The organism is Marinococcus halophilus, assembly GCF_900166605.1.
Classification (GTDB): domain Bacteria; phylum Bacillota; class Bacilli; order Bacillales; family Marinococcaceae; genus Marinococcus; species Marinococcus halophilus.
Genome location: NZ_FVZD01000005.1, coordinates 65,906 through 87,437 on the forward strand (window position 1 = coordinate 65,906; position 21,532 = coordinate 87,437).

At 46.1% G+C, this 21,532-nt stretch carries 18 protein-coding genes and 1 other RNA gene; 3 read left to right on the forward strand and 16 right to left on the reverse strand.

Going from position 1 to position 21,532, the window contains the following annotated elements; translation table 11 throughout:
* Positions 1 to 336: 336 nt before the first annotated feature.
* Positions 337 to 1,926: a high affinity choline transporter 1 gene (locus B5066_RS02735; RefSeq protein WP_371862278.1), complete on the reverse strand. Its 1,590-nt coding sequence runs from the start codon at positions 1,924 to 1,926 to the stop codon at positions 337 to 339.
* Positions 1,927 to 2,046: 120 nt separating this feature from the next.
* Complete coding sequence (cudC, locus tag B5066_RS02740) at positions 2,047 to 2,616, reverse strand: choline uptake/conversion transcriptional regulator CudC (protein WP_079474436.1); 570 nt, start codon at positions 2,614 to 2,616, stop codon at positions 2,047 to 2,049.
* Positions 2,617 to 2,958: 342 nt separating this feature from the next.
* Here cudC and betB point away from each other — a divergent pair, with 342 nt between their 5' ends.
* The 3 genes from betB (at position 2,959) to B5066_RS02755 (ending at position 7,592) form a co-directional block, all read left to right on the forward strand.
* Complete coding sequence (gene betB / locus B5066_RS02745; RefSeq protein WP_079474437.1) at positions 2,959 to 4,425, forward strand: betaine-aldehyde dehydrogenase; 1,467 nt, start codon at positions 2,959 to 2,961, stop codon at positions 4,423 to 4,425.
* 172 nt (positions 4,426 to 4,597) lie between these two features.
* The gene (gene betA, locus B5066_RS02750) at positions 4,598 to 6,283 is read left to right on the forward strand and encodes a choline dehydrogenase (RefSeq protein WP_079474438.1); all 1,686 of its coding nucleotides are present in this window, start codon (positions 4,598 to 4,600) and stop codon (positions 6,281 to 6,283) included.
* A 100-nt stretch (positions 6,284 to 6,383) separates the two neighbouring features.
* A complete protein-coding gene (locus B5066_RS02755) occupies positions 6,384 to 7,592 on the forward strand; it encodes a choline dehydrogenase (protein ID WP_079475042.1) in 1,209 nt (402 codons plus the stop codon).
* A 69-nt stretch (positions 7,593 to 7,661) separates the two neighbouring features.
* Here B5066_RS02755 and B5066_RS02760 read toward each other — a convergent pair whose 3' ends face one another.
* From B5066_RS02760 to B5066_RS02825, 14 genes are all read right to left on the reverse strand, one after another.
* Positions 7,662 to 8,504 (reverse strand): aldo/keto reductase, encoded by an 843-nt coding sequence (locus tag B5066_RS02760; protein ID WP_079474439.1) that lies wholly within the window; start codon positions 8,502 to 8,504, stop codon positions 7,662 to 7,664.
* A 219-nt stretch (positions 8,505 to 8,723) separates the two neighbouring features.
* Positions 8,724 to 9,617, reverse strand: a complete 894-nt coding sequence (locus B5066_RS02765; protein ID WP_079474440.1) for an ROK family protein — start codon at positions 9,615 to 9,617, stop codon at positions 8,724 to 8,726.
* 17 nt (positions 9,618 to 9,634) lie between these two features.
* Entirely contained in the window at positions 9,635 to 11,071 is a 1,437-nt protein-coding gene (locus B5066_RS02770) for a glycoside hydrolase family 1 protein (RefSeq protein WP_079474441.1), read from the reverse strand.
* 27 nt (positions 11,072 to 11,098) lie between these two features.
* Entirely contained in the window at positions 11,099 to 11,986 is an 888-nt protein-coding gene (locus B5066_RS02775; RefSeq protein ID WP_233133258.1) for a carbohydrate ABC transporter permease, read from the reverse strand.
* 17 nt (positions 11,987 to 12,003) lie between these two features.
* Entirely contained in the window at positions 12,004 to 12,876 is an 873-nt protein-coding gene (locus B5066_RS02780; RefSeq protein ID WP_079474442.1) for a carbohydrate ABC transporter permease, read from the reverse strand.
* 90 nt (positions 12,877 to 12,966) lie between these two features.
* Positions 12,967 to 14,514, reverse strand: a complete 1,548-nt coding sequence (locus B5066_RS02785) for a response regulator (protein WP_179124018.1) — start codon at positions 14,512 to 14,514, stop codon at positions 12,967 to 12,969.
* Positions 14,486 to 16,306, reverse strand: coding sequence for a sensor histidine kinase (locus tag B5066_RS02790; protein ID WP_079474444.1), 1,821 nt, complete (start codon positions 16,304 to 16,306; stop codon positions 14,486 to 14,488). Before B5066_RS02790 ends, B5066_RS02785 begins: the two co-directional genes overlap by 29 nt.
* 107 nt (positions 16,307 to 16,413) lie before the next feature.
* Positions 16,414 to 17,694, reverse strand: coding sequence for an ABC transporter substrate-binding protein (locus B5066_RS02795; RefSeq protein ID WP_079474445.1), 1,281 nt, complete (start codon positions 17,692 to 17,694; stop codon positions 16,414 to 16,416).
* A 178-nt stretch (positions 17,695 to 17,872) separates the two neighbouring features.
* Positions 17,873 to 18,103, reverse strand: coding sequence for a YaaL family protein (locus tag B5066_RS02800; RefSeq protein ID WP_079474446.1), 231 nt, complete (start codon positions 18,101 to 18,103; stop codon positions 17,873 to 17,875).
* Positions 18,104 to 18,113: 10 nt separating this feature from the next.
* A complete protein-coding gene (gene recR, locus B5066_RS02805) occupies positions 18,114 to 18,710 on the reverse strand; it encodes a recombination mediator RecR (protein ID WP_079474447.1) in 597 nt (198 codons plus the stop codon).
* Positions 18,711 to 18,721: 11 nt separating this feature from the next.
* Entirely contained in the window at positions 18,722 to 19,033 is a 312-nt protein-coding gene (locus tag B5066_RS02810; RefSeq protein ID WP_022792923.1) for a YbaB/EbfC family nucleoid-associated protein, read from the reverse strand.
* 19 nt (positions 19,034 to 19,052) lie between these two features.
* The gene (gene dnaX / locus B5066_RS02815) at positions 19,053 to 20,804 is read right to left on the reverse strand and encodes a DNA polymerase III subunit gamma/tau (RefSeq protein WP_079474448.1); all 1,752 of its coding nucleotides are present in this window, start codon (positions 20,802 to 20,804) and stop codon (positions 19,053 to 19,055) included.
* Between the two features lie 152 nt (positions 20,805 to 20,956).
* An RNA gene (ffs, locus tag B5066_RS02820) (signal recognition particle sRNA large type) lies at positions 20,957 to 21,222 on the reverse strand.
* An 86-nt stretch (positions 21,223 to 21,308) separates the two neighbouring features.
* Positions 21,309 to 21,479 carry a YycC family protein gene (locus tag B5066_RS02825; protein WP_079474449.1) on the reverse strand — a complete coding sequence of 57 codons (171 nt, stop codon included), beginning with the start codon at positions 21,477 to 21,479 and terminating at the stop codon, positions 21,309 to 21,311.
* Positions 21,480 to 21,532 lie beyond the last annotated feature (53 nt).

Here is a 21,532-nt window from a genome sequence, read left to right on the forward strand (position 1 = left end):
TATAGAAATGCTGATGAAATTCAATCATTTTCTACCTTCATATTTCCATATAATGAAAATAATCATGAAATAATATGAAAACAGGCGCTCATCGGCATAAAAAGCACATATCAGCTAAAAAACAGCATTAATTATAGCTATTCTTTTTTATGTTTAATGGACAAATAAAGGAAATATGTTAATATAGATGCACTGAACGCCGTTAGGTATGTTGACCTTCCCGAAAACTTCCTAAGCTTCAGTATACAGCTGTAGAAGCTGTTTTTCTCTGTATATGCGGCGCTGTACGCCAAAAAGCCTGAAAGCATTGCTGCTTCCAGGCTCTTTTTTTTGATTTTATTTGGATGGCTGTTTTTCCAAAGCTTCGTTGTCATTTCGTTCATATGGCATGAGAAGCGGCTTCGGAACTGCCTTTTTCTTCGTAGCTTCAGAAACAATAAATATGAGAATAAAAGCAATGATCACAATCACCGTACGGAAAGGAAAAAGCACAATCCCGTCTTCAATCATTGGGTACGGAAGGAAGACCGGCAGGCCGATCGCGGGCTCCCCGCCACCAAGACGTAAAAAGACAGATACGATAAATGCCGTAAGAGAACCGTACACATTCGCATTTTTATAAAACAGCGCCATAGTCAGCTGCGGGAATAAAATACAAAAAATCAAATCCGATGCAAGGTACCACAGGGTATATACACTTCCAACATTTAAAGCAATCAGGGTAGAAGCCGCCCCGATAATCACAATCGAGGTCTTAATCACTTTTTTCAATTCATCGTTGGATGCTTCCGGACGAATCAGCGGACGGTATATGTTCCATGAAGCCATCGAGGATGCGGATAGAATCGAAGAGTCCATGGAGGACATAACAGCTGCGGCAAGAGCCCCGAGGCCAATCGCTGCTACCCATCCCGGCGTCAGATGCTGGAGCACCTCCGGCAGTACCATGGCCCCTGTTTCCGGAGCTGAAGTGCCAAAGGATGCCCAGTCAACATTATAGCCGATTATACCAATAAGAACAGCAGGGACAGCCGCAATAATACATACGACACCGGCAATGATCGAAAACCACATCGCCGTTTTTTCATCTTTAGCGGAAAGCACGCGCTGGAAATATACCTGCCAGGCAATGCCGCCGAAAATCAATAGAAAGGCATAGTCCCACCAGTTCCAGAAATAGTTGCCCCATTCCGGATGATTCCACCCGTCAAGCGGCGGAAAAAGGTTCGCATAGGACCCAAGATCTGCCTGATACTCGTTCCAGTTTACGCTCAAGCTGCCGGTGCTGCCAAAGGCAAACGGCAGCACTAGAAACAAACCGCCCAACAGCAGAATCATCTGTAAAAGGTCTGTATAAGCAACCGCCCACATGCCGCCAAATACGGTGTAGGCGATCGCAATAATGGCTGAAATAACAATCGACGTCGTAAAATTGATCCCTAAAATAGTACCAAATGTAGTGCCTAGTGCTGTTAGAATCGCGCCACTCCAGAACACTTCCCCCAGGAGCGCCGGAAGATACAGCAGACCACCCATTTTCTTCCCAAACCGCTGTTCGAGCGGATCAATAATGGTTTTGAATTCGTAGCGCCTCATTTTTCTGGCATAAAAAATACCGCCAATAATAAGACTGAGGGCATAACCCCAGGGCGCCTGGGCCCATACGAGGCCGTCAACGTATGTTGATTCTGCGGTACCGTTAATATAACCACCGCCTACCCAGGTGGCAGCCATGGTGAAAATCATGACTACAAGCGGTAGACTGCGTTTGGCCACCATCATGTCGTCGAGGGAATCAGATTTTTTAGCGGCAAAATAGGCGCCGACATAATACATCAAAGCATAGAAAACAAGCATGGCAATAAAGCCGCTCCACATCACTTCGTCACCAGTAGCAATTATGTAAATCAGTACCGCTGCTACCAAAAGGACGAATCCCAGACTCTTTATTAAGTTTAAATTTTTCTCTATCACAAGCAACACCTCAATTTTTTATAAAATTCTAAATATTTTGAAAAGTATCCCTAGAGAGATAATATAAAGCTGTTATCTCTCTTTTTCATCGTCTTCTTCAACTGGAATATATTTAAACAGCTCTCCCGTTTCAATAGACTCCACGAGACGACCCAGCCATTTATAGTACTTAATCGACTGGCTGAGAATTCGCTGAATCTCCCGGGCTTCTTCTTTTATGGAATCTTCTGCTTCTTCCGACTGAATCAGCATGTCTAGTTGTTCCCAGGCGCTTTCGATGGCGCTCAAGTTTGTCCGCACTTCTCTTTCCCATTGCTGGGTAAAAAAGTTGCTGAAAAAACGGAAGAAATCCTTTTCGGCTACGTAGGTCTGCTTTCGCTTTCCGCGCCGGTGTGTTTTTTTTACGACGTTAAACTCCTGCAGCTTCCGCACCCCGGTACTCATACTCGGTTTACTCATTCCGAGTTTTTCTCTCATTTCATCCAGCGTCATATCGCCTTCAACATACATTGTCCCATACAAAGTGCCAACGCTTCTTGTAACACCGTACAAATCCATGGTCTCTGCCAGGGAATCAATGATAATGTCTTTGGCGCTTTCGAGTGACTCCCTCCATTCATCCTGGTGATGAGAATCCGTCATGGGCCCCTCCTTTTCTATTAAAAAAATTCAATTTGTTAAATATTTTCTTCACAGTCTCTAATCTTAACGTATAAAAATTTCTTGTCAAATGCCTAATCAAAAATATTGGCCTGTGCTTTTTATGTTTATTCCCGGGGAAATAAAAAGCCTTCGGATATTTTCGCACGCGCGCGAGAGAGCCTCATAAATCTTTTTTAAATTTATTTCAGGGTAACAATTTCCGGCGTTTTCAAAAGGTTTCCAAGCAGTTCTTTGACAAGATGATTGAAAGCTGTTAGATTTAAATTGTTCAAAACGTTAAATATTTTTTTAACAAAATTAATACATAGGAGGCAAATATATATGGATATTCGCATGTACATTGACGGCGAATGGGTAGAAGCTGCTAACGGCGAAACCCGGGACATCATTAACCCGCTTGACCAAAGCATTATTACACAGGCAGTGGAAGGGTCCCGTGAGGACGCTGTAAAAGCAGTACAGGCTGCCCGCCGTGCATTCGATAAAGGCACCTGGGCCTCTATCCCCGCTTCGGAGCGCGGAGCGTATGTATTAAAAATTGCCCAGCTCATCGAGCGGGATAAAGAAGAACTCGCAGAACTCGAAACGCTCGATACTGGAAAAACTATGAGTGAAAGCCGTGACGATATGGATGATATCGCCGGGGTATTCCATTACTTTGCCGGCCTGGCCGACAAAGATGGGGGTGAATATATTGCTTCTCCGCTTCCAGACTCCGACAGCAAAATTGTCCGTGAGCCTGTCGGCGTATGCGGTCAAATCACCCCCTGGAACTACCCGCTTCTGCAGGCAGCATGGAAGATCGCGCCGGCTATTGCGACCGGAAACACCATCATTGTGAAGCCAAGCGAGATTACGCCACTTACGACCGTGAAGGTATTTCAGCTGATGGAGGAAGCCGGCCTTCCGGCGGGAGTTGCCAACCTTGTACTCGGAAAAGGCACAGACGTAGGGGCAGAGCTTTCCGAAAGCGTAGACGTGGACTTGATTTCCTTTACAGGCGGTATTGAGACCGGACGTAAAATTATGCAGTCCGCTACATCCAATATGAAAAAGATCGCGCTTGAACTTGGCGGCAAAAACCCTAACATTGTTTTCGCCGATGCTGATTTCGATCTTGCCGTGGATCAGGCCCTAAACGCTGCTTTCTTCCATGCCGGCCAGGTTTGTTCCGCTGGAGCACGGCTGCTGGTGGAGGAGTCCATCCATGATGATTTTGTCAACACGCTCGTCGACCGGGTGAAAAACATTCGTCTCGGCAGTGGACAGGATGAAGAAACACAGATGGGACCGCTTATTTCCGCAGAGCACCTGAGCAAGGTCGAAAATTATATCGAAATCGGTAAACAAGAAGGAGCAACAGTTGCTGTTGGCGGCGCACGCCCGAACGACGAAACACTCCAAAAAGGTTTCTTCCTTCTGCCGACGATCTTTACCGACTGCCGCACCGACATGAGAATCGTGCAGGAAGAAATCTTCGGACCGGTACTCACCGTGGAAACCTTCACCTCTGAAGAAGAAGCCGTGGAAAAAGCGAACGATACGGTTTACGGTCTTGCCGGTGCTACGTTTACCACAGACATCAGCAAAGCCGAGCGAGTGGCTTCCGGTCTTCGTCTTGGTACTGTCTGGATCAACGACTTCCATCCTTACTTTGCCCAGGCTCCTTGGGGCGGCTACAAGCAGTCCGGCATCGGCCGTGAACTTGGCAAGGTCGGCATGGAAGAGTATACCGAAACAAAACACATCTTCCGTAACACTAATCCGGAAGCTCTGAATTTTTTCTAGATCAACAGCAACAAATAAATACACACAAACTCCCTAAATAATCTCTCGTTTTTTCCGTTGAGTAAGTATCATTTTATTAATAACTCTCTACGAAATAACATAGTTGGAGCAAAAGTTATTATATAGCTTCACACACATCGTTACACAAAGAAAATCTTTGGGGGTGCACAATATGAGTGAAACATTTGATTATGTAATTATTGGTGGAGGCAGTGCAGGATCTATACTTGCGAACCGGTTAAGCGCCGATAAAAATAATAGCGTGCTTGTACTAGAAGCAGGGCGAAGTGACTATGCTTGGGACTTACTGATTCAGATGCCGGCGGCACTGCCGTTTCCAGCAGGAAAGAGTCTCTATGACTGGAAGTATCTGTCTGATCCGGAACCATACATGAACGGTCGCCGCATTAAGCATGCGCGAGGAAAAGTACTCGGCGGATCTAGCTCTATTAACGGAATGATTTACCAGCGCGGAAATCCCCTCGATTATGAACGATGGGGGGCAGATGAAGGTATGGATGAGTGGAACTACGCGCACTGTCTTCCATATTTCAAGCGGTTGGAAAACACGCTAGCGGCTGAAAAAGATGACGAATTCCGCGGGCAGGAAGGTCCGCTAAAGCTGGAACGGGGGCCAGCAACGAGTCCGTTGTTCCAAGCGTTTTTTGAGTCAGCTGTAGAAGCAGGCTATACGCGCACACCGGACGTGAACGGTTACCGTCAGGAAGGATTCGGACCGTTTGACAAGCATATCCATAAAGGCAGAAGAATGTCTGCTTCCCGTGCATTTTTACACCCGGTTATGAATCGGAAAAACCTTACTATAAGAACCCGTGCGTTTGTTGAAAGCATAGATTTTAACGGGACAAAGGCAGAAAGTGTAACATATCAACACAATGGCAAAACGCTGAAGGTGAATGCAGGAGAGGTCATTCTTTCCGGTGGCGCGATCAATTCTCCGCAGATGCTTCAGCTTTCCGGAGTTGGAGACGCAGAACACCTTCGTTCGCTTGGAATCGAGCCGGTAGCTGACCTGCCGGGTGTCGGTGAAAATCTGCAAGACCATTTGGAAGCATATATTCAGTATTCCTGCCCACAGCCGGTTTCCATGCAGCCAAGCTTGAATAAGTTGAAAATGCCTTGGATAGGTCTGCAGTGGCTTCTTGGCCGTAAAGGTCCCGCAGCGTCGAATCATTTTGAAGGAGGAGGATTTGTCCGCTCTAACGAAACTGTTCCTTATCCGAATTTAATGTTTCACTTTCTCCCAGTAGCAGTACGCTATGACGGCAAGAAAGCAGATACGAAGCACGGATTCCAAGTGCACGTTGGGCCAATGTATTCTGATGCACGAGGAAGCTTGAAGATCCGCTCCAGGGATCCAAAGGAGCATCCAAGCATGGTGTACAACTATCTTTCCACGGAACAGGATAGACGCGAGTGGGTTGAAGCGATCCGTATTTCCCGTGAAATCATGGCACAACCAGCCATGAAACCATTTAATTCCGGAGAGATTGCTCCAGGGGACGCTGTACAGACAGACGAAGAAATTCTGGAATGGGTTGCCAATGATGCCGAAACGGCGCTGCACCCGAGCGGTACTGCGAAAATGGGACCTGCTTCAGACCCAATGGCAGTTGTTGATCCGAAGACGATGAAAGTGCATGGAGTCGAAAATCTTCGCGTAGTAGATGCATCCGTCATGCCTTATGTGACGAACGGAAACATCCATGCACCAGTACTCATGATCGCTGAAAAAGCAGCGGATCTAATTCTTGAGCAACAGCCACTCGAACCGATGAATACAAAATTTTATCGTCACGGTGTTGATCCGTCGGATGCAGGGACAATTAAGTCCTAAAATAAAATATAAAAAGGATTCTTTTTATCCAGCGCAGCTTTTTGTAAAAGCCCTTGCTTTGGAAAAAAGGATTTTTTCATTCATTAAGGAGGTTTTTCCCATGAGCATGAATATGAAAGTCGAAAGCATGTTAAGCTATCATACATTTGAAGTACCCACGGCAATCAAACACGGCATCGGTGCCATTAAACATATTGGGGAAGAAATCAAAGCCTTCGGCTCTGACAAAGTACTGCTCGTCACAGACCCGGGCATCCATAATGCAGGTGTAACAAAGCCTGTCATCAAAAATCTTGAAGCATCTGGTGTAGAGATCGTTCTCTTCAACAAAGTAGAGCCAAACCCTCCCGTACGCCTGATTGAAGAAGGATCCAAATTTTACACAGCAGAAAACTGCAACGGCCTGGTCGCTGTTGGCGGCGGAAGCTCGATGGACACTGCAAAGGCTATCGGTGTTGAAGCTACCCACGAAGGCTCGATTCTCGATTACGAAGCTGCCGAGGGCAAAAAACCGCTCGAGCGCCGCATTCCTCCATTCATCACCGTACCAACAACAGCAGGCACCGGCTCTGAAGTAACCCAGTGGGCGGTAATCACAGACGAAGACCGCGAATTTAAATTTAACACCGGCGGACCGCTCATTCCGGCATACGTCACTATTATCGATCCGGAGCTGCATGTTTCCATGCCTCCGCATGTAACTGCAATGACCGGTATTGATGCGATCGCTCACGCGGTTGAATGCTATACAATGAAATTCGCCCAGCCTGTCACAGACGCAGTAGCGCTGCTTGCAATTGAGTACGCTGCAAAATATATCCGCCGTGCCTACGCCGACGGCGAAGACCTTGAAGCCCGTTACGGCATGGCCCAGGCAGCAATGCTTGCAGGGCTTTCCTACGGCAGTGAATCTGCAGGTGCTGCTCATGCCATGAGCCAGACACTTGGCGGTATCATTCCAGTAGCCCACGGCCAGTGCGTAGCAGCTATGATGGGGCCGGTCATGGAATACAACTGGAAAGGTGCACCCGAGCGTTTTGCACGTGTTGCCCAGGCCTTTGGCATCGACACGGCCCGGATGAGCACTGAAGAAGCAGCTAAAGCTTCTGTTCAGTATATGTATGAACTCGCAGAAGAGCTCGATATTCCTTCTCTCGAAGCACAGGGCGTAAATCCTGACATGACTGAGCGTCTTGCCAAAGAAGCAATGAACGATCCGCAGACAGAAGGCAACCCTCGCGACTTGAACGTATCCGACTACGAATGGATCTACAAGCGCTGCTTCCACCAGGTGCCAAAAACCGTTTAATTCCATTCTTACGCAAAAGCCGGAAAGAGGCAGATCCTCTTCCCGGCTTTTTTACTCTATGACATGGGTTTAAAACTCTTCGTACACCGCCGGGTCCTGATCATTTGTACGTCCGTCCGGGCGGGTTAGTGATGCAAGCAATTCCATTTCCTGCTCATCGAGCGAAAAGGAAAAGATCGAAAGGTTTTCAATCTGCCGGCGGGGGGACATTGATTTTGGTATCGGTACCGTACCCAATTGGTAATGCCAGCGAAGAATAATTTGAGAGACTGTTTTATTATGATTATTTGCTATTTTACGGATCGTTTCATCCTGCAGCACATCACTGGCCTTCGCCAGTGGACTCCAGGATTCGGTTTGAATATCATGCTTTTCATGCCATTTTCTTGACTCTTCCTGATTAAAATATGGGTGAAGCTCAATCTGGTTAATGCTTGGCTTCACGCCCGTTTCTTTTTCGAGATGCTCCAGGTGCTCTGGCAAAAAGTTGCATACTCCAATGGAACGGACAAGTCCCCATTTTTTCGCCTCAATCAGCGCCTGCCACGCTTCAACGTAATGTCCCTGCTTCGGGTTGGGCCAATGAATCAAATACAGGTCGTAATAATCCAGCCCCGCGCGGTACAATGACTCCTGAATCGCTGGTACAGCTTTTTCATACTCCTGGTAACGCCCGGGCAGCTTGGATGTGATCCGAAGCTCCTGTCTCGGAACAGAGCTTCGCCGCACAGCTTCTCCTACGGTCCCTTCATTTTCATAGTTGTAGGCCGTATCGAGCAGGCGATACCCTGCATGGATCGCCCGGTCTACAGCGTTGGCTCCTTCATTTCCATTTAACGCGTATGTTCCAAATCCGATAGCCGGAAGCGTCAGGCCATCATTCAGGCGGATCTCCGGAATGGAGTTGCTCATCAGTTACTCATCCTTTCCATAGCAGCTTGAAATATGGTTATGCTTTTACCCGGTACTTATCTTCCCTTTTTGGAATAGTTAATAACCTAAACTCCTGTTTATCAAATACACTAAAAAGCCGGATAGAGAATAAACCCTTCCCCGGCTCTTCAATTTATTTTAATATTATACAGTTGCTTTTGCCGAACATCCGACATTTTATACTAAGGAGTTTTTCAGCTACTCTTTTTTCATTTCCTCTAGCCGACCATGGTAAACTGCTCCGAGAAGATTGGAATGCTGCCGGAATTTAAAAGCCGCGATAGCGGGCTTGATTTTTCCCAATGGCAGGGATGCCATAATCACATCCAATTTTTCATTCACTTTTGTAATGAGGTCTTCACGTGCGCTTATGCCGCCGCCAATAGTAATTAATTCCGGATCATACATATACTGCAGGTTGTAAATCCCAGCCGCTACATAATAATAAAACTTTTCTACAGCCTCAACCGCCTCCTGATCGTGTTCATCTGCAAGCCGAAAGATATCTTCTCCCGTATAGTCTTCAGAATTTTTCTGTTTAGCATTCGCAAAACGGCGCACTAAGGCCTGTGTCGAGGCCAGCCCGCTCCACGTCTGGTTAAACCCCGGCTCCTCTGTATTTAACAGCATGTAGCCAAACTCGCCTCCATGTAGATGGTTTCCCCGGTGCAGCACCCCGTCCTTAATAATCGCCCCGCCAATACCTGTACCGATAACTACCGACAGCATATTCCGGGCCTCGGACCCTGCTCCTTTCCACACTTCCGCATATGCTGCACAATTCGCATCGTTTTCCATATATACCGGCAGCTGTACTCGTTTCTGCAGCAGGTTTTTTATGTTCGGACCATGTAAATAGGAAAGAGCGCTGGATCCCTGCACCACCCCTTCTTCGGTTACTGCCCCAGGCGAGCTCATCGTGACTGCCTTTACGGGAAATAATTTTTCTGAGAGCCTTCCCACTGTTTCCACTAAATCATCGATACTAACGGGGCTTTTGGTTTTTTCTTTTAATTGAATCGTGCCCTCCTCTGTGATTAAAGCATACTTCATAAAGGTTCCGCCCAGATCCACCGCCAGATACGTATTCATTTCATCCCCCGTTCTTTTTATTTGTAAGGTTCTTCTTCCACCTTAAGTTTACGGGTTTTAATTACATCTTGGAACCAATAGGCAGACTTTTTCATGGTTCGGTCCCGATTGTTATCCAGGTCGATGGAAACGAGGCCGTACCGGTTTTTAAACGCGTTCATTGGAGAGACATTGTCCGAAAAGGCCCACAGCATATATCCCCGGCAGTTCACGCCTTCGTTGACGGCCGCCAGCAGCCACGATAAATGCTCGGTAATAAACGCAATCCGGTAATCATCCTGAATAATGCCTTCCTCATTTTTGAATCGCTGTTCGTTTTCGACCCCCATCCCGTTTTCCGCAATAAACCATTCGATGTTTCCATACTCTTCTTTCATGCGGATCGCCATGTCATACATAATACGGGGAAAGATTTCCCACCCGCGGTAAGGATTCATCTTTTTCCCGGGGAGGTCGAAGGGGTCGTAATAGTACCTTGGATGAAACGGGACCTGCTCGTTCCACCCGGACGTCCGTGCCTGCACGCGGTGGGGAAAATACAAATTTAGTCCGACGTAGTCCACGGTATAGCTGCGGATCGTATCCAAGTCTTCCTCGGCCGCTGTAAAGGCAATATCGTGCTTGTGCATCATTTCATACAACTCTTCCGGATATTCCCCTTTGATTGTCGGATCCAGAAACATCCGGTTAAAAAACAGGTCATGCTTGTGCGCCGCTTCCTGATCATGAGGCGCTGTCGACCGGGCATATGTGACTTCCGGATTGAGGATGACACCGATTTTCGCTCCGGTGCGCTCCGCGAGCTGTTTTTCCCGGAACAATTTCACGACACGGGCGGTGGCAAGCGTTTTATGAAAGTTCCATTGCATCCATTTTTGAGTGTTTTGTTCAAACGGATAACGAATCGCATCCAAATACATGCGGGTCTGCGGCACGATGGGCTCATTAAACGTCAGCCAGTGTTTGACCCGGTCGCCGAGTCGGTTCATCACTTTCTCCGCGTATTTTTCAAACAACCGAACGACATGCTTGGATTCCCATCCGCCGTACCGTTCAAACAGCTCGGCCGGAATCTCGTAATGCTCAAGGCAGATCATCGGCTCCACGCCCTGGGCGATTAATTCGTCCACCATGTCTTCCACGTAGGAAGCATATTCTTCATCGACGATGGCGTTTTCATAATCGGTTAAAAACCGGGACCAGTTCACCGAGGTACGAAAATGCGTCAGGCCAATGGTTTTCATGTAGCTGATATCCTCTTTGTACCGATTCCGGAAATCCGTGGCTATGGCTGGCCCGTAGCCGTCATGCCAGACATGCCGATGGTTTTTATACCAAAGGTCCATGTAGGAATCCTGGCTTTCCTTCTTCCCGGACCAGCCCTCCGACTGCCAGGCCGACAGCGCGGCCCCAAGCATAAAATTTTTAGGAATAGTTACTGTATGAGTAGACATATTTTCAGCTCCTTCATATTCAAAATATCAGCCTTTTACAGCTCCCTGTGTCATGCCTTCAACAATTTGCTTTTCCATGAGCAGATAAAAAATGATTGTAGGGACCAGCACAAGAGTTAATCCCGCCATCTGAGCCGGATAGTTTGTTGTGTAGGCGCCTGCAAAGTTTGCCAGGCCGAGCGGCAGTGTCTGAAGCGCTTCGTCGCTGATAAGCACCAGGGCAAAGGCAAACTCGTTCCAGTTGTTAATAAAGTTGATGATAACTGCCGTAGCAATCGCCGGCCTTGTCATTGGCAGAATAATGGACCAAAAGATACGAAATACCCCGCATCCGTCCATAATCGCTGATTCCTCCATTTCCTTCGGAAAAGAACTCATAAAGCTGGTAAGTAAAAATACTGTGATAGGAAGGTTAAACGCCACGTACGGGAAGATCAGTGCCCAATACGTATTCAAAATCCCTAAATTCTGCATAAGAATATACATTGGCACAAGAGTGGCATGGATTGGAATCAAAAGGCCGATCACGAGAAATCCATAAATGAACTTTTTCCCCCGGAACTCAAACCTGGATAAAAAGTACGCCGCAAGCGCGCCCGAAAAAATAGAAATTAACACAGCTGCCGCTCCAACCAGTACGCTGTTAAAGAAGAAAGTGCCGATATTTGCCGTGACCCACGCATCCTGAAAGTTTTCAAACACCCACTGAGCCGGGAGGCCGAACGGGTTTAATGAAAAATCCTGGCTCGTTTTGAAAGCATTCATAATCATCCAGAAGATAGGGTACGCATTCACGATTGTAAATAAAATTAAAATGATATATACGAGCGTCCTACGGAGCTTTCGTTTTGTTTTTGCCACGGCGTCCCGGTCGACGGCAGTCATTTCTCTTGGCTCTGCTTTATTTCCCATCATATTTTTTTCTCCTTTCCTTATGCTCTCTTAACACCCATTACTTTTGTTGTGATTAAAATCAGGATCAGGCTGAATACGAGAATTAAAATCGAAAGCGCGCTTCCATACCCGTAGCTCAGGCCTTCAAATGTTTCACTGTACATATAGGTGGCCATTACTTCTGTGGAATGCGCGGGGCCGCCCTGGGTCATAACATAAATCAAATCAAATGTTTTTAAGCTGCCGCTTATGCACAAAACAATCGCGACCAAAATGACGTTTCGGATGGAAGGGAGCGTAATGTGTAAGATCTTGTGCCACTCCCCGGCCCCGTCAAGCTCTGCTGCTTCAAGCAGTTCCTTCGGAATCGTCTGGAGGGCGGAAAGGAAAATAATAAAGTACAGGCCAACAAACTGCCAAACTATCGTAATTAAAATAGCAAATATGGCGGAATCCGGGTCGCCGAGCCAGTTCTGCTGGAGAAAACCAAGTCCTGTAGTCTCCAGTAAATTGTTAAGAAGCCCCTGCTCTGAGTTGTAGATCATCCTCCATGTAATAGAGATTACAACAGTCGAAATAACCACTGGAAGAAAACCGATCGTGCGGAAGAACTTCGCTCCTTTAATTTTCCGGTTTAATAACAGAGCCAATCCCAGACCAATCGGAATTTGTCCAAGCACAGAGGCAAGTACCACCAAAATGTTATTACGCAGTGATAGCCAGAACGTCGAATCCTGAAAGGCAGTAACGTAATTTTCTATTCCGACAAAGTTCATAGCAGAAAACCCGTCCCAGGCCATAAAGGAATAGTAGAAAGAAATAAAAATCGGAATAATGCCAAACACCATATAAATAATCAATGGCAGCACTAAACCTAAACTAATTTTCCATGGACTTCTGAGCAAGTGCATTTTTTCACCCCTTTTAGAAAACGCTTACATTTAGATTATAAAAGGAGCTGCCGAGACAAAAAATCGACTTTTTTAACATAACATCCACATTTATTGAGTATTTGTTGTATTCATGGCGCGGTATTGCGTAGGGGTCGTTCCTTTATATTTTTTGAATACCTTCACAAAGTATTTGTATTCGCTGTAGCCGACATACTCGGCGATCTCAAATACCCGGTTTGACGTAGTCAACAACAGCTCTGAAGCTTTTTCGATACGCAGGGTATTTAAATAATCTGAAAAGCTCAGCCCCGTTTCCTGTTTGAATAATATACTGAAATAATTAGGAGTAATGAAATGGGTTTCCGCGATCGCTTTTGCCTGTAAATCATGCTGATAGTTGTGTTTCATGTAATAAAGCACCTGATCAATGATCCAATTGGTTTCCTTCCTGTTTGATAAAGCCCCGGCCATGCGAAGCATATCCTCCATGAAGAAGCTTTGAATATCTTCGGGCGTATTGTAAATACGCGTATCAACGTCCTGTTGAAGCTTAAACTCGTTGATATCAAATGTTCGTTCCTGGACTTGGGAAAACACTTTATTCTTTATTACTACTTCAAGCTCCCTCATTATACGGAAGACTGGATCAACGGCTGTATCTTTTTCGATTAGTTCATCAAATACTTCCTGTACCAGCTCTTTTGCTTCTGCCGCCTGCCCTCCCATAATACAAACGGCCAGCTGGTCTTTGAAGGCTTTTGAGGCAGAAAAAGAAGCTTCCTGAAGCTCATCATTCCCTCCCACTGTAACGCCCTTAGTGGTTCCTCTGATAAGGGTTAAAAGTGTGTCTGCTTGTTCATAAAGCACTCGTATGTCTTGAAAGGAGCCGGGGGCGGATAACGCTGCCTGCATTTTTATCCCTTTTGCTTCGACCTGCTTTTGAAGTTTTTCGAGGTGATCCTCTGTTACTGACAGGCTTGAGTCATCCCCGCAGCATACATATATCCATTCGTTCTCATGCTTCCATATACGGATGAACTGCTGGCTCCATACCGCAATTTTTTCTTCAATCATTGCCATCAAATGTTCTTTCTGCCCTTCCTGCTCTATTTTTTCCTTCCCACGGGCATATTCTTTTATTTCTGCGACCACTACGCAGCAGCTTTTATAGTGCTTCTCCCATCGATTAATTTCTTCAGTCGTAATATAATGACGAAATAACTGTTTTTGTATCGTAAGCTTTAGTTGCTCCCGAAGATCACTATAATTATTCTCAGAGAAACTTTTTTTATGCTGAAGACGTTTTACAATAGACAGCAGCTCTTCAATATCGATCGGCTTCAGTAAAAAGTCGTTTACCCCCAGCCGCAGAGCCTGTCTGGCATATTCAAATTCGTCATAGCCACTGAACATAATCACTTCCACATACGGATGAAGCGCTGTCAATTCTTCCGTTAAAGCAAGACCGTCCATGTTAGGCATGGTAATGTCCGTAAGAACTATATCTATTTTATGCTCGTTCAATATCTCCAATGCCTGCAGGCCATCATAGGCTATTCCTTTTACTTCTACATCAATGCTTTCCCAGTCGATCGTTTGCGAAAGCCCTTCACAAATCATAGGTTCATCATCCACGATCAATATTTTCGTTGCCATTTGTCTCCCCCTCCTCTTTGTTGAGGTGTGATTCATTATTTTTTTCTTTCAGAATAGGAAAACGGATCTGAATATGCGTTCCTTCTACCGCCGGCACTATATTCAGACCAAATCTCTCCCCGTAAGTATTGGCAATGCGTTTCTCAATATTTTGCAGAGCAAACCCTTGTCGTGACTCAGGCGCGCTGCTTTTTAATTCTTTAATATCCTCCGCTTCAATACCGACTCCATTGTCTATAACATCTATAATCAGCGCTTCTTCAAGCTGGTAAGCGCGAACCTTAATATGAATTGTCTGCTTCTTTGCCCCCATTCCATGCTCGATGCTGTTTTCAATTAAGGGCTGCACGATCATTTTCATCACCGGCACGTGCTCCAATCCTGTCTCTACAAACAACGAGTAGTGAAGCTTTGCCCCCATCCTTCTTTTTTGAAGCTCCAGATAACTTTTCGCACTTACTAATTCCTCTTCAAGGCCCACCCAGGTGTTGCCTTTACTTAACGTGTGCCGAAAAATCCGGGAAAGGTCTTCGATGCTTTTACCGGTATTTGGAGCTTTCTCTAGCCTCGCTGACCATCGAATCATATCCAGGGTATTATATAGAAAATGCGGATTGATCTGGCTCTGCATCGCCTTCAGCTCTGATTCCTTTGTTTTAAGCTCCAGCTTGTACTTCGTATTGATCAGTGACTGAATTTCCTGCACCATCCGGTTAAAGCGTCTGCTTAATGTTCCGATTTCATCCTTGGAAGCGGCTTCGACCCGGGCCGTAAAATCACCTTTTTCCACTCTTCGAATTTCTCGTGTTAATGCCCCGATCGGTTTCAACACGAACATGAAAAAACCTATAATGACAAGAATACTTAAAATAATGGTGCCAATGATAATTCCGGCAGTAATGTGACGTACGTTAGAAAGCTCTGTTGCTATATACGATTCTTTCACCATGGAAACAAGATATAAATCTTCGAGCTGCTTGGAAGAAACATAATAATCTTCACCGTTGTAGCTGTATTTGAAGGGCTCTTCCTGTTCATTTTTTATGCGCCGCATAAGAGTTTGGTCGGAAAAAGAACGCCCAGCGGTTTCTTTGTCTGCATGAAGCATTAACGTTCCATCTTCCCTCAACACAAATAAGTCGCTGGACTCATTTTCCAGGTCACTCATCAAGTAATCATACAATTGCTGCTCATTTAAGTGGATGCGTACCTCTCCTATCGAGTTGGTGAAATCATATCGGCTGTTAATCTGGCGAAACAGGCTGATCACTTTTTTCTCTTCAGTCGGAAAACCTGTCTGCACTTCATAAGGATCTGTCCACAGGACCTGTCCCTCCCGCTCTCTCGAAGCCGTGATCCACTTTTTATTTTCGTTTTCTATATAGTCCCCCATCATAATGGAACGTCCATTCTCTCCTTCAATAAACACGGACTGGAAGTAGTTTTTATTTGTTAAATGAAAGGTAAAAAATGCACGCAGATTTTCATTCATGTTGCTGAATTCTTCTACTGTGGCCTCCCCGTCTTCAAAGGTCAAATATTGATAAAATTCGTTATTATATATAATATATTCCGAGATATCCTCAATCTCTCTCATCGTATTATTTAAATCAGCTTCAATAGAGGAAAGGTTTTGGTTGGACGTTTCAAGCGCCTGCTGGCGGAGGATATTGTTGGATTGGTAAAAAAAGATGGCACTCACGGCTAAAATAGGGAGCGTAGCCAGACAGAGAAATATGATGGTTGATTTTGTTTTGAGGCTCCAGTCCTTTATTGGAAGCTTTTTACGCACTACACCGCCCTCCTTTCCTGGAACAAAAAGAAGGATAAACCTGAAATCCGGTCATCCTCCTTTTATTTAGTATATATGAAATCATGTTTGATAACAGAACGGCTTAATTATTCTACTTCGTCTTGCAGGGCTTCCCCAATTTCTTCCGGAGTCGTTTCTCCAAGGGTTAAAGCCTGCAGCTGGTTTTCAAGCTCATCATTTAAGCTCGGCGTAAGAGTGGCGTCATACACTGGCGCATTTTCGGCTTCCTGCGTAATTTCCATCATTTCATTTACTAGCGGATCTAGTTCATCATTTGGATTTTCCACATTCGTTGGCACAATCCGGCCCACTGATTGAAGTTCTTTAAACAATTCTTCGTTGTAGAGCCATTTTAAGAATTCTTTGGCTGCTTCTTTTTTCTCGTCAGAGATATCACTGTTAATCGCGCTTGCGCTTCCCATAGTATTTGAGATGCTGTTACGATCGCCTAAAGGAATAGTAGTAATGCCGATATCCTGATCTTCCTGTTTATTTTCGATAATTTCAGTAGCCGCCCAGTTACCGTCCATTACCATGGCGGACTCCTCCTGTAGAAACTGGTCTATCATCTGTATACTGTCAATCGTATTCAAATCGTTATTAAAAGCTTCCATGTTGTTCAATTCTTCGATGACTTCAAGGCCCTGAATAAACTCAGGATCAGTAAATTTTCTATCTCCATTTTCCACGCCCTCCAGGAAGTCAGGACCGGTAAATCGATCCGCTATTGTGGAAATGTAGACTGACTGCAAAACCCATCCTCCTGAATTCCCAAGAGAAATTGGAGTTACATCTTCTTCTTTCAAATCTTTGATAAGCTGCAGAAATCCTTCATAATCTTCAGGAAAGCTGTCATATCCGGCCTTACTCAGCATGTCCTTGTTGTAATATATAAAATGCGTCGGGTTACTATTCACCGGTACTGCGTATGTGTTGTCTTCTATTGTAAATTCATCAAAAGATCCTTCTTCCAGCAAACCACTGTCAAGCCAGTAATCTTCAATATCATCGATTGGCTCTACCGCTCCGGCTTCTACAAGCGGGCGCAGTTCTGCCCCTGGCCATACTTGGAATACATCCGGCAGATCTCCGCCGGCAGCCCTCGTATTTAACCTTGTACGATAATCATCATTGGGCGTTGTATTCACATCCAGCTGGATATCCTCATGTTCATCGTTGAATTTGTTTACTACCTCCATAAATGCTTCGAAGTCCGGACGGCCTGTGTCTGCCGATTTCCAGTAACTGAGTGTTACGACGTCGTCATCTCCTCCGCTGCCACTGTCATTACCGCAGGCAGCGAGCCCCCCAAGAGCCAGTACTCCGGCCAGTGAAGCCGCCACAGGCTTTTTCCATGTTCTCCCCATGATGTATCCCCCTCATTAATGTAATCGCTTTCAAAAGCAATCGTATCACGAGGGTTTCAATGAAGTAATACAATAAAATTTGAATAATATCTACTTTCTTAATCTGAGATTTTAGTATTATGTAAAAAAACCGCTCCAGGCTCCGGCAGTGCCAAAAGCCTGAAACGACTTTACTGTATTATTCCAAAGCAAACGGACTTGTTTTTACTTCATACCTCTGATGCCTTGCTTCTTTGAGTAAAAAAACATATTTGGCCTGATGAATTTTGAACTGGATCGTAAGCTCTTCCGAAGGCTCCACGCTTTTATTTAAAAGCCGCTGGTACTGTTCCATTTTTTCCTTCGCAGCGTAAATATGGTCCTTCAGCCGTTCGAGCTCCTTTTTTTTCAGCTTTTTTTTCAGTGGCATACAGATCCCCTTACAGTTCGCGACGTCCTTCAATGGCTTTTGATAATGTTACTTCATCAGCGTATTCCAAATCCCCGCCGATCGGCAGACCATGAGCAATTCTTGTTACCTTCATACCGGTCGGCTTTAGCAGCTTCGAAATATACATAGCTGTAGCTTCCCCCTCAATGGTTGGGTTCGTCGCAATGATCACTTCCTGAATCTGTTCATCCTGGAGCCGGGTTAACAGGTCGGGCACGTTAATATCCTCCGGCCCAATGCCGTCCATAGGGGAAATCGCCCCGTGCAGCACGTGATACAGCCCTGAAAATTCCCGCATTTTTTCCATGGCTATGACGTCTTTAACGTCCTGTACCACGCACACGACAGAGCGGTCACGCTGCTTGTCCTGGCAGATATAACATGGGTCCGTGTCGGTAATGTGGTGGCAGACCGAGCAATAAGTAAGCTCCCGCTTTGCGTTAACAAGCGCTTTGGCAAACTCAAGCACATCGTCTTCTTTCATATCTAATACATAAAAAGCCAACCGGCCGGCCGTTTTTGGGCCGATGCCGGGCAGCTTCATAAAACTGTCAATTAATTGCGAAATAGGTGTCGGATACTGCACCTGATCTCCTCCTAGAACATTCCGGGAATGTTCATTCCTTTAGTAAATTTCCCCATGTCCTGCTCAACAAGCTCATCCACTTTCTTCAGTGCTTCATTCATTGCTGCAAGCATGAGATCCTGGAGCATTTCGACATCATCTGGATCAACCACATCTTCATCAATTTCAATGTCTAAAATCTGTTTGTCGCCGGAAGCTACTACCTTTACAGCTCCGCCGCCAGCCGTTGCTTCTACTGATTTTTCCTTCAGCTCTTCCTGAGCCTTCTGCATATCCTTCTGCATTTTCTGCATCTGTTTCATCATATTTGCCTGGTTTTTCATTTTAATTTCCTCCTCATATTTAGTGATCCACCACTTCGACAAACTCAGAGCCGAAGCGCTTCACTGCTTCTTCCACCAGTGGGTCCGGTGGTTCTTCCTGTGAATTTTCCGGTGCTTCCGGCGCTTCACTTTCTGCTGCCTCTGTGCCATTTTCCTGCTGGTGCTGTTTGTACTCTTCCTTAATCCTTTCCCATTCATTTGAAAGGATCGTATACGGCTCCAGTTCTTTCCCCGTGATTTCCCGCAGGGCGTCAATAACTTCTTCCCGGAACTTTGTTTCAATCATATTGCGGTGCATTTCGTTTTTAAAAGACAAGAGCACGGCCGTTTCGTTGACAATCACCGGTTTGGAGTTGTTTAGCCAGGCGTGGCCGGGCACACTTCTTGCCCGCATTGCATTCATGACACTGTTCCATTGATTGGCAAGGTCCTGCAGCTCCTGCTTCGTCGCTGTTTTTAGGATTTCTTTGACTTTACCCTGGGAAGGGGAAGAAGTAGCTCCTTTTTTGGAAGCACGCTTAGCTGGTTCAGGCTTGGGCTCTTCCGCCGCCGGCGGGGCCTGCTCAGGAGCCGCAGGCGCCGCCGGTTTCTCTTTCAGGGCTTTTTCAAGCGACGCGATGCGGTTTTCCAGGCGGGTCGTTCTGTCATCGGAAGCCCCGCTTTCCGATACTGGAGCAGCCTCCTTGGCCGACGTGTGGCAGGACTGAATCAAAGCAACCTCCAAAAAGATTTTAGGATGGCTTGACCAGCGCATGTCCTGGTGAATTTTATTTAACTGATCAATCCTCTGGTAAATCCATTCTGCCGGCACCTCCGATGAAAGGGCTTCAAATTCCTGGTCAAGCGTGGCCCGGTCCAATAGCTCCTGCATGCCCGGAGCTGCCTGGTTCAGCAGCATATCCCGGAGATAATAGATGATGTCCTCCATAAAACGGACCGGATCTTTGCCTTCCTTCACCAGACGATCTGCAGCCTGCACTGCTTCAGCTGTATTCTGTTCTTTCAATGCACGTACGGTGTCTGTTAAAAACTGCTGCGACACCGCACCGGTGATTGCCAGCACGTCTTCTGCACGAACCGCTTCTTCAGCAAACGACATCGCCTGGTCAAGCAGGCTGAGGGCATCTCTCATGCCGCCTTCAGCCGCCCGGGCAATCAGGTAAAGCGCCTGTTCTTCCGCTGTTTCCTGCTGCTCCCCGAGTATATATTTCATGCGTTCCACCAGGGTTTCCGGCTGGATACGCTTAAAATCAAAACGCTGGCAGCGGGAAACAATCGTGAGCGGAATCTTATGCGGTTCCGTCGTCGCTAAAATAAAAACAGCATGCTTCGGAGGTTCTTCCAATGTTTTCAGCAGCGCATTGAAAGCCCCAGTCGACAGCATGTGAACTTCATCGATAATATACACTTTATAACGGATATCCCTCGGAGCGGCAATCACGTTTTCGCGGATATAACGAATTTCATCCACACCGTTGTTGGAGGCGGCATCAATTTCTATCACGTCAACGACTGAACCGTCCATAATGCCCGTGCAGGCGTCGCACTCATTACATGGTTCAGCTGTTGGAGCCTGCGCGCAGTTGATCGCTTTGGCGAAGATCTTAGCGGCGCTCGTTTTTCCTGTCCCTCTCGGCCCGCTGAATAAGTAAGCATGGGAGAATTTTTCCTGCACAAGGGCATTCTGAAGCGTTTTTGTAATATGTTCCTGGCCGACTACGTCTTCAAGCAGCTGCGGCCGCCACATCCGGTATAAAGCTTGATGGCCCAACCATGTTTCCCCCCTTCATTTCCGTTTCTTCCTTTATTCATTATACCTATTTATGAAGCTATTTTCAAAACTCAAACGCCGGGAGCTTGTACTTGAATATAAAAATAAAACGACCCCTGAGACGGAATCGTTTGAATGATATGTTTATAGAGCCGTGCACCTTTCTTCGACAATACTTTCATAAGCGTTACCTGCGCAGTTTGCTCGGCCCAGGCAGCTCTGCGGCACACGGAAGAGTCCGCTTACTGCTGCTTCCTTCCGGACCTGACAGGGTTCGCGGGTTTCCGTTGCGCAGAACCTGGGCGTCAACACCACTTACGCAGGGCAGACCCTACAAAAATAAAGCCTCGGAAAGGGATTCGGTCTTGCTATAGCGGATTGCAAGTACAGGGCACCGCTACCTCCCCACTTAGCACGGCAAATGGGTTCACTATATTTAGGCACTTCTTATCGAAGCGCATAATAAGTATATCTATTTTTTCAGTATTATGCAACCGATGAGGTTCAATCGGCAGACATAGATTTGTGCGGGCTTTTACCTGCTTCTTTTTCTTCCCACTCAGCGATTTTTTCTTTAATCAGATGAGGCGGCGTATGCATAATTTGTTCAGCCGGGACATTCAGCTTTTCAGACAACTTCTGTGCCGTTTCCACGGTAAATTGATTTGAACGCACTGGAAAACCCCCTGTTTATTCAATAATCCTGTTAAATATAGCACGGTACGCTT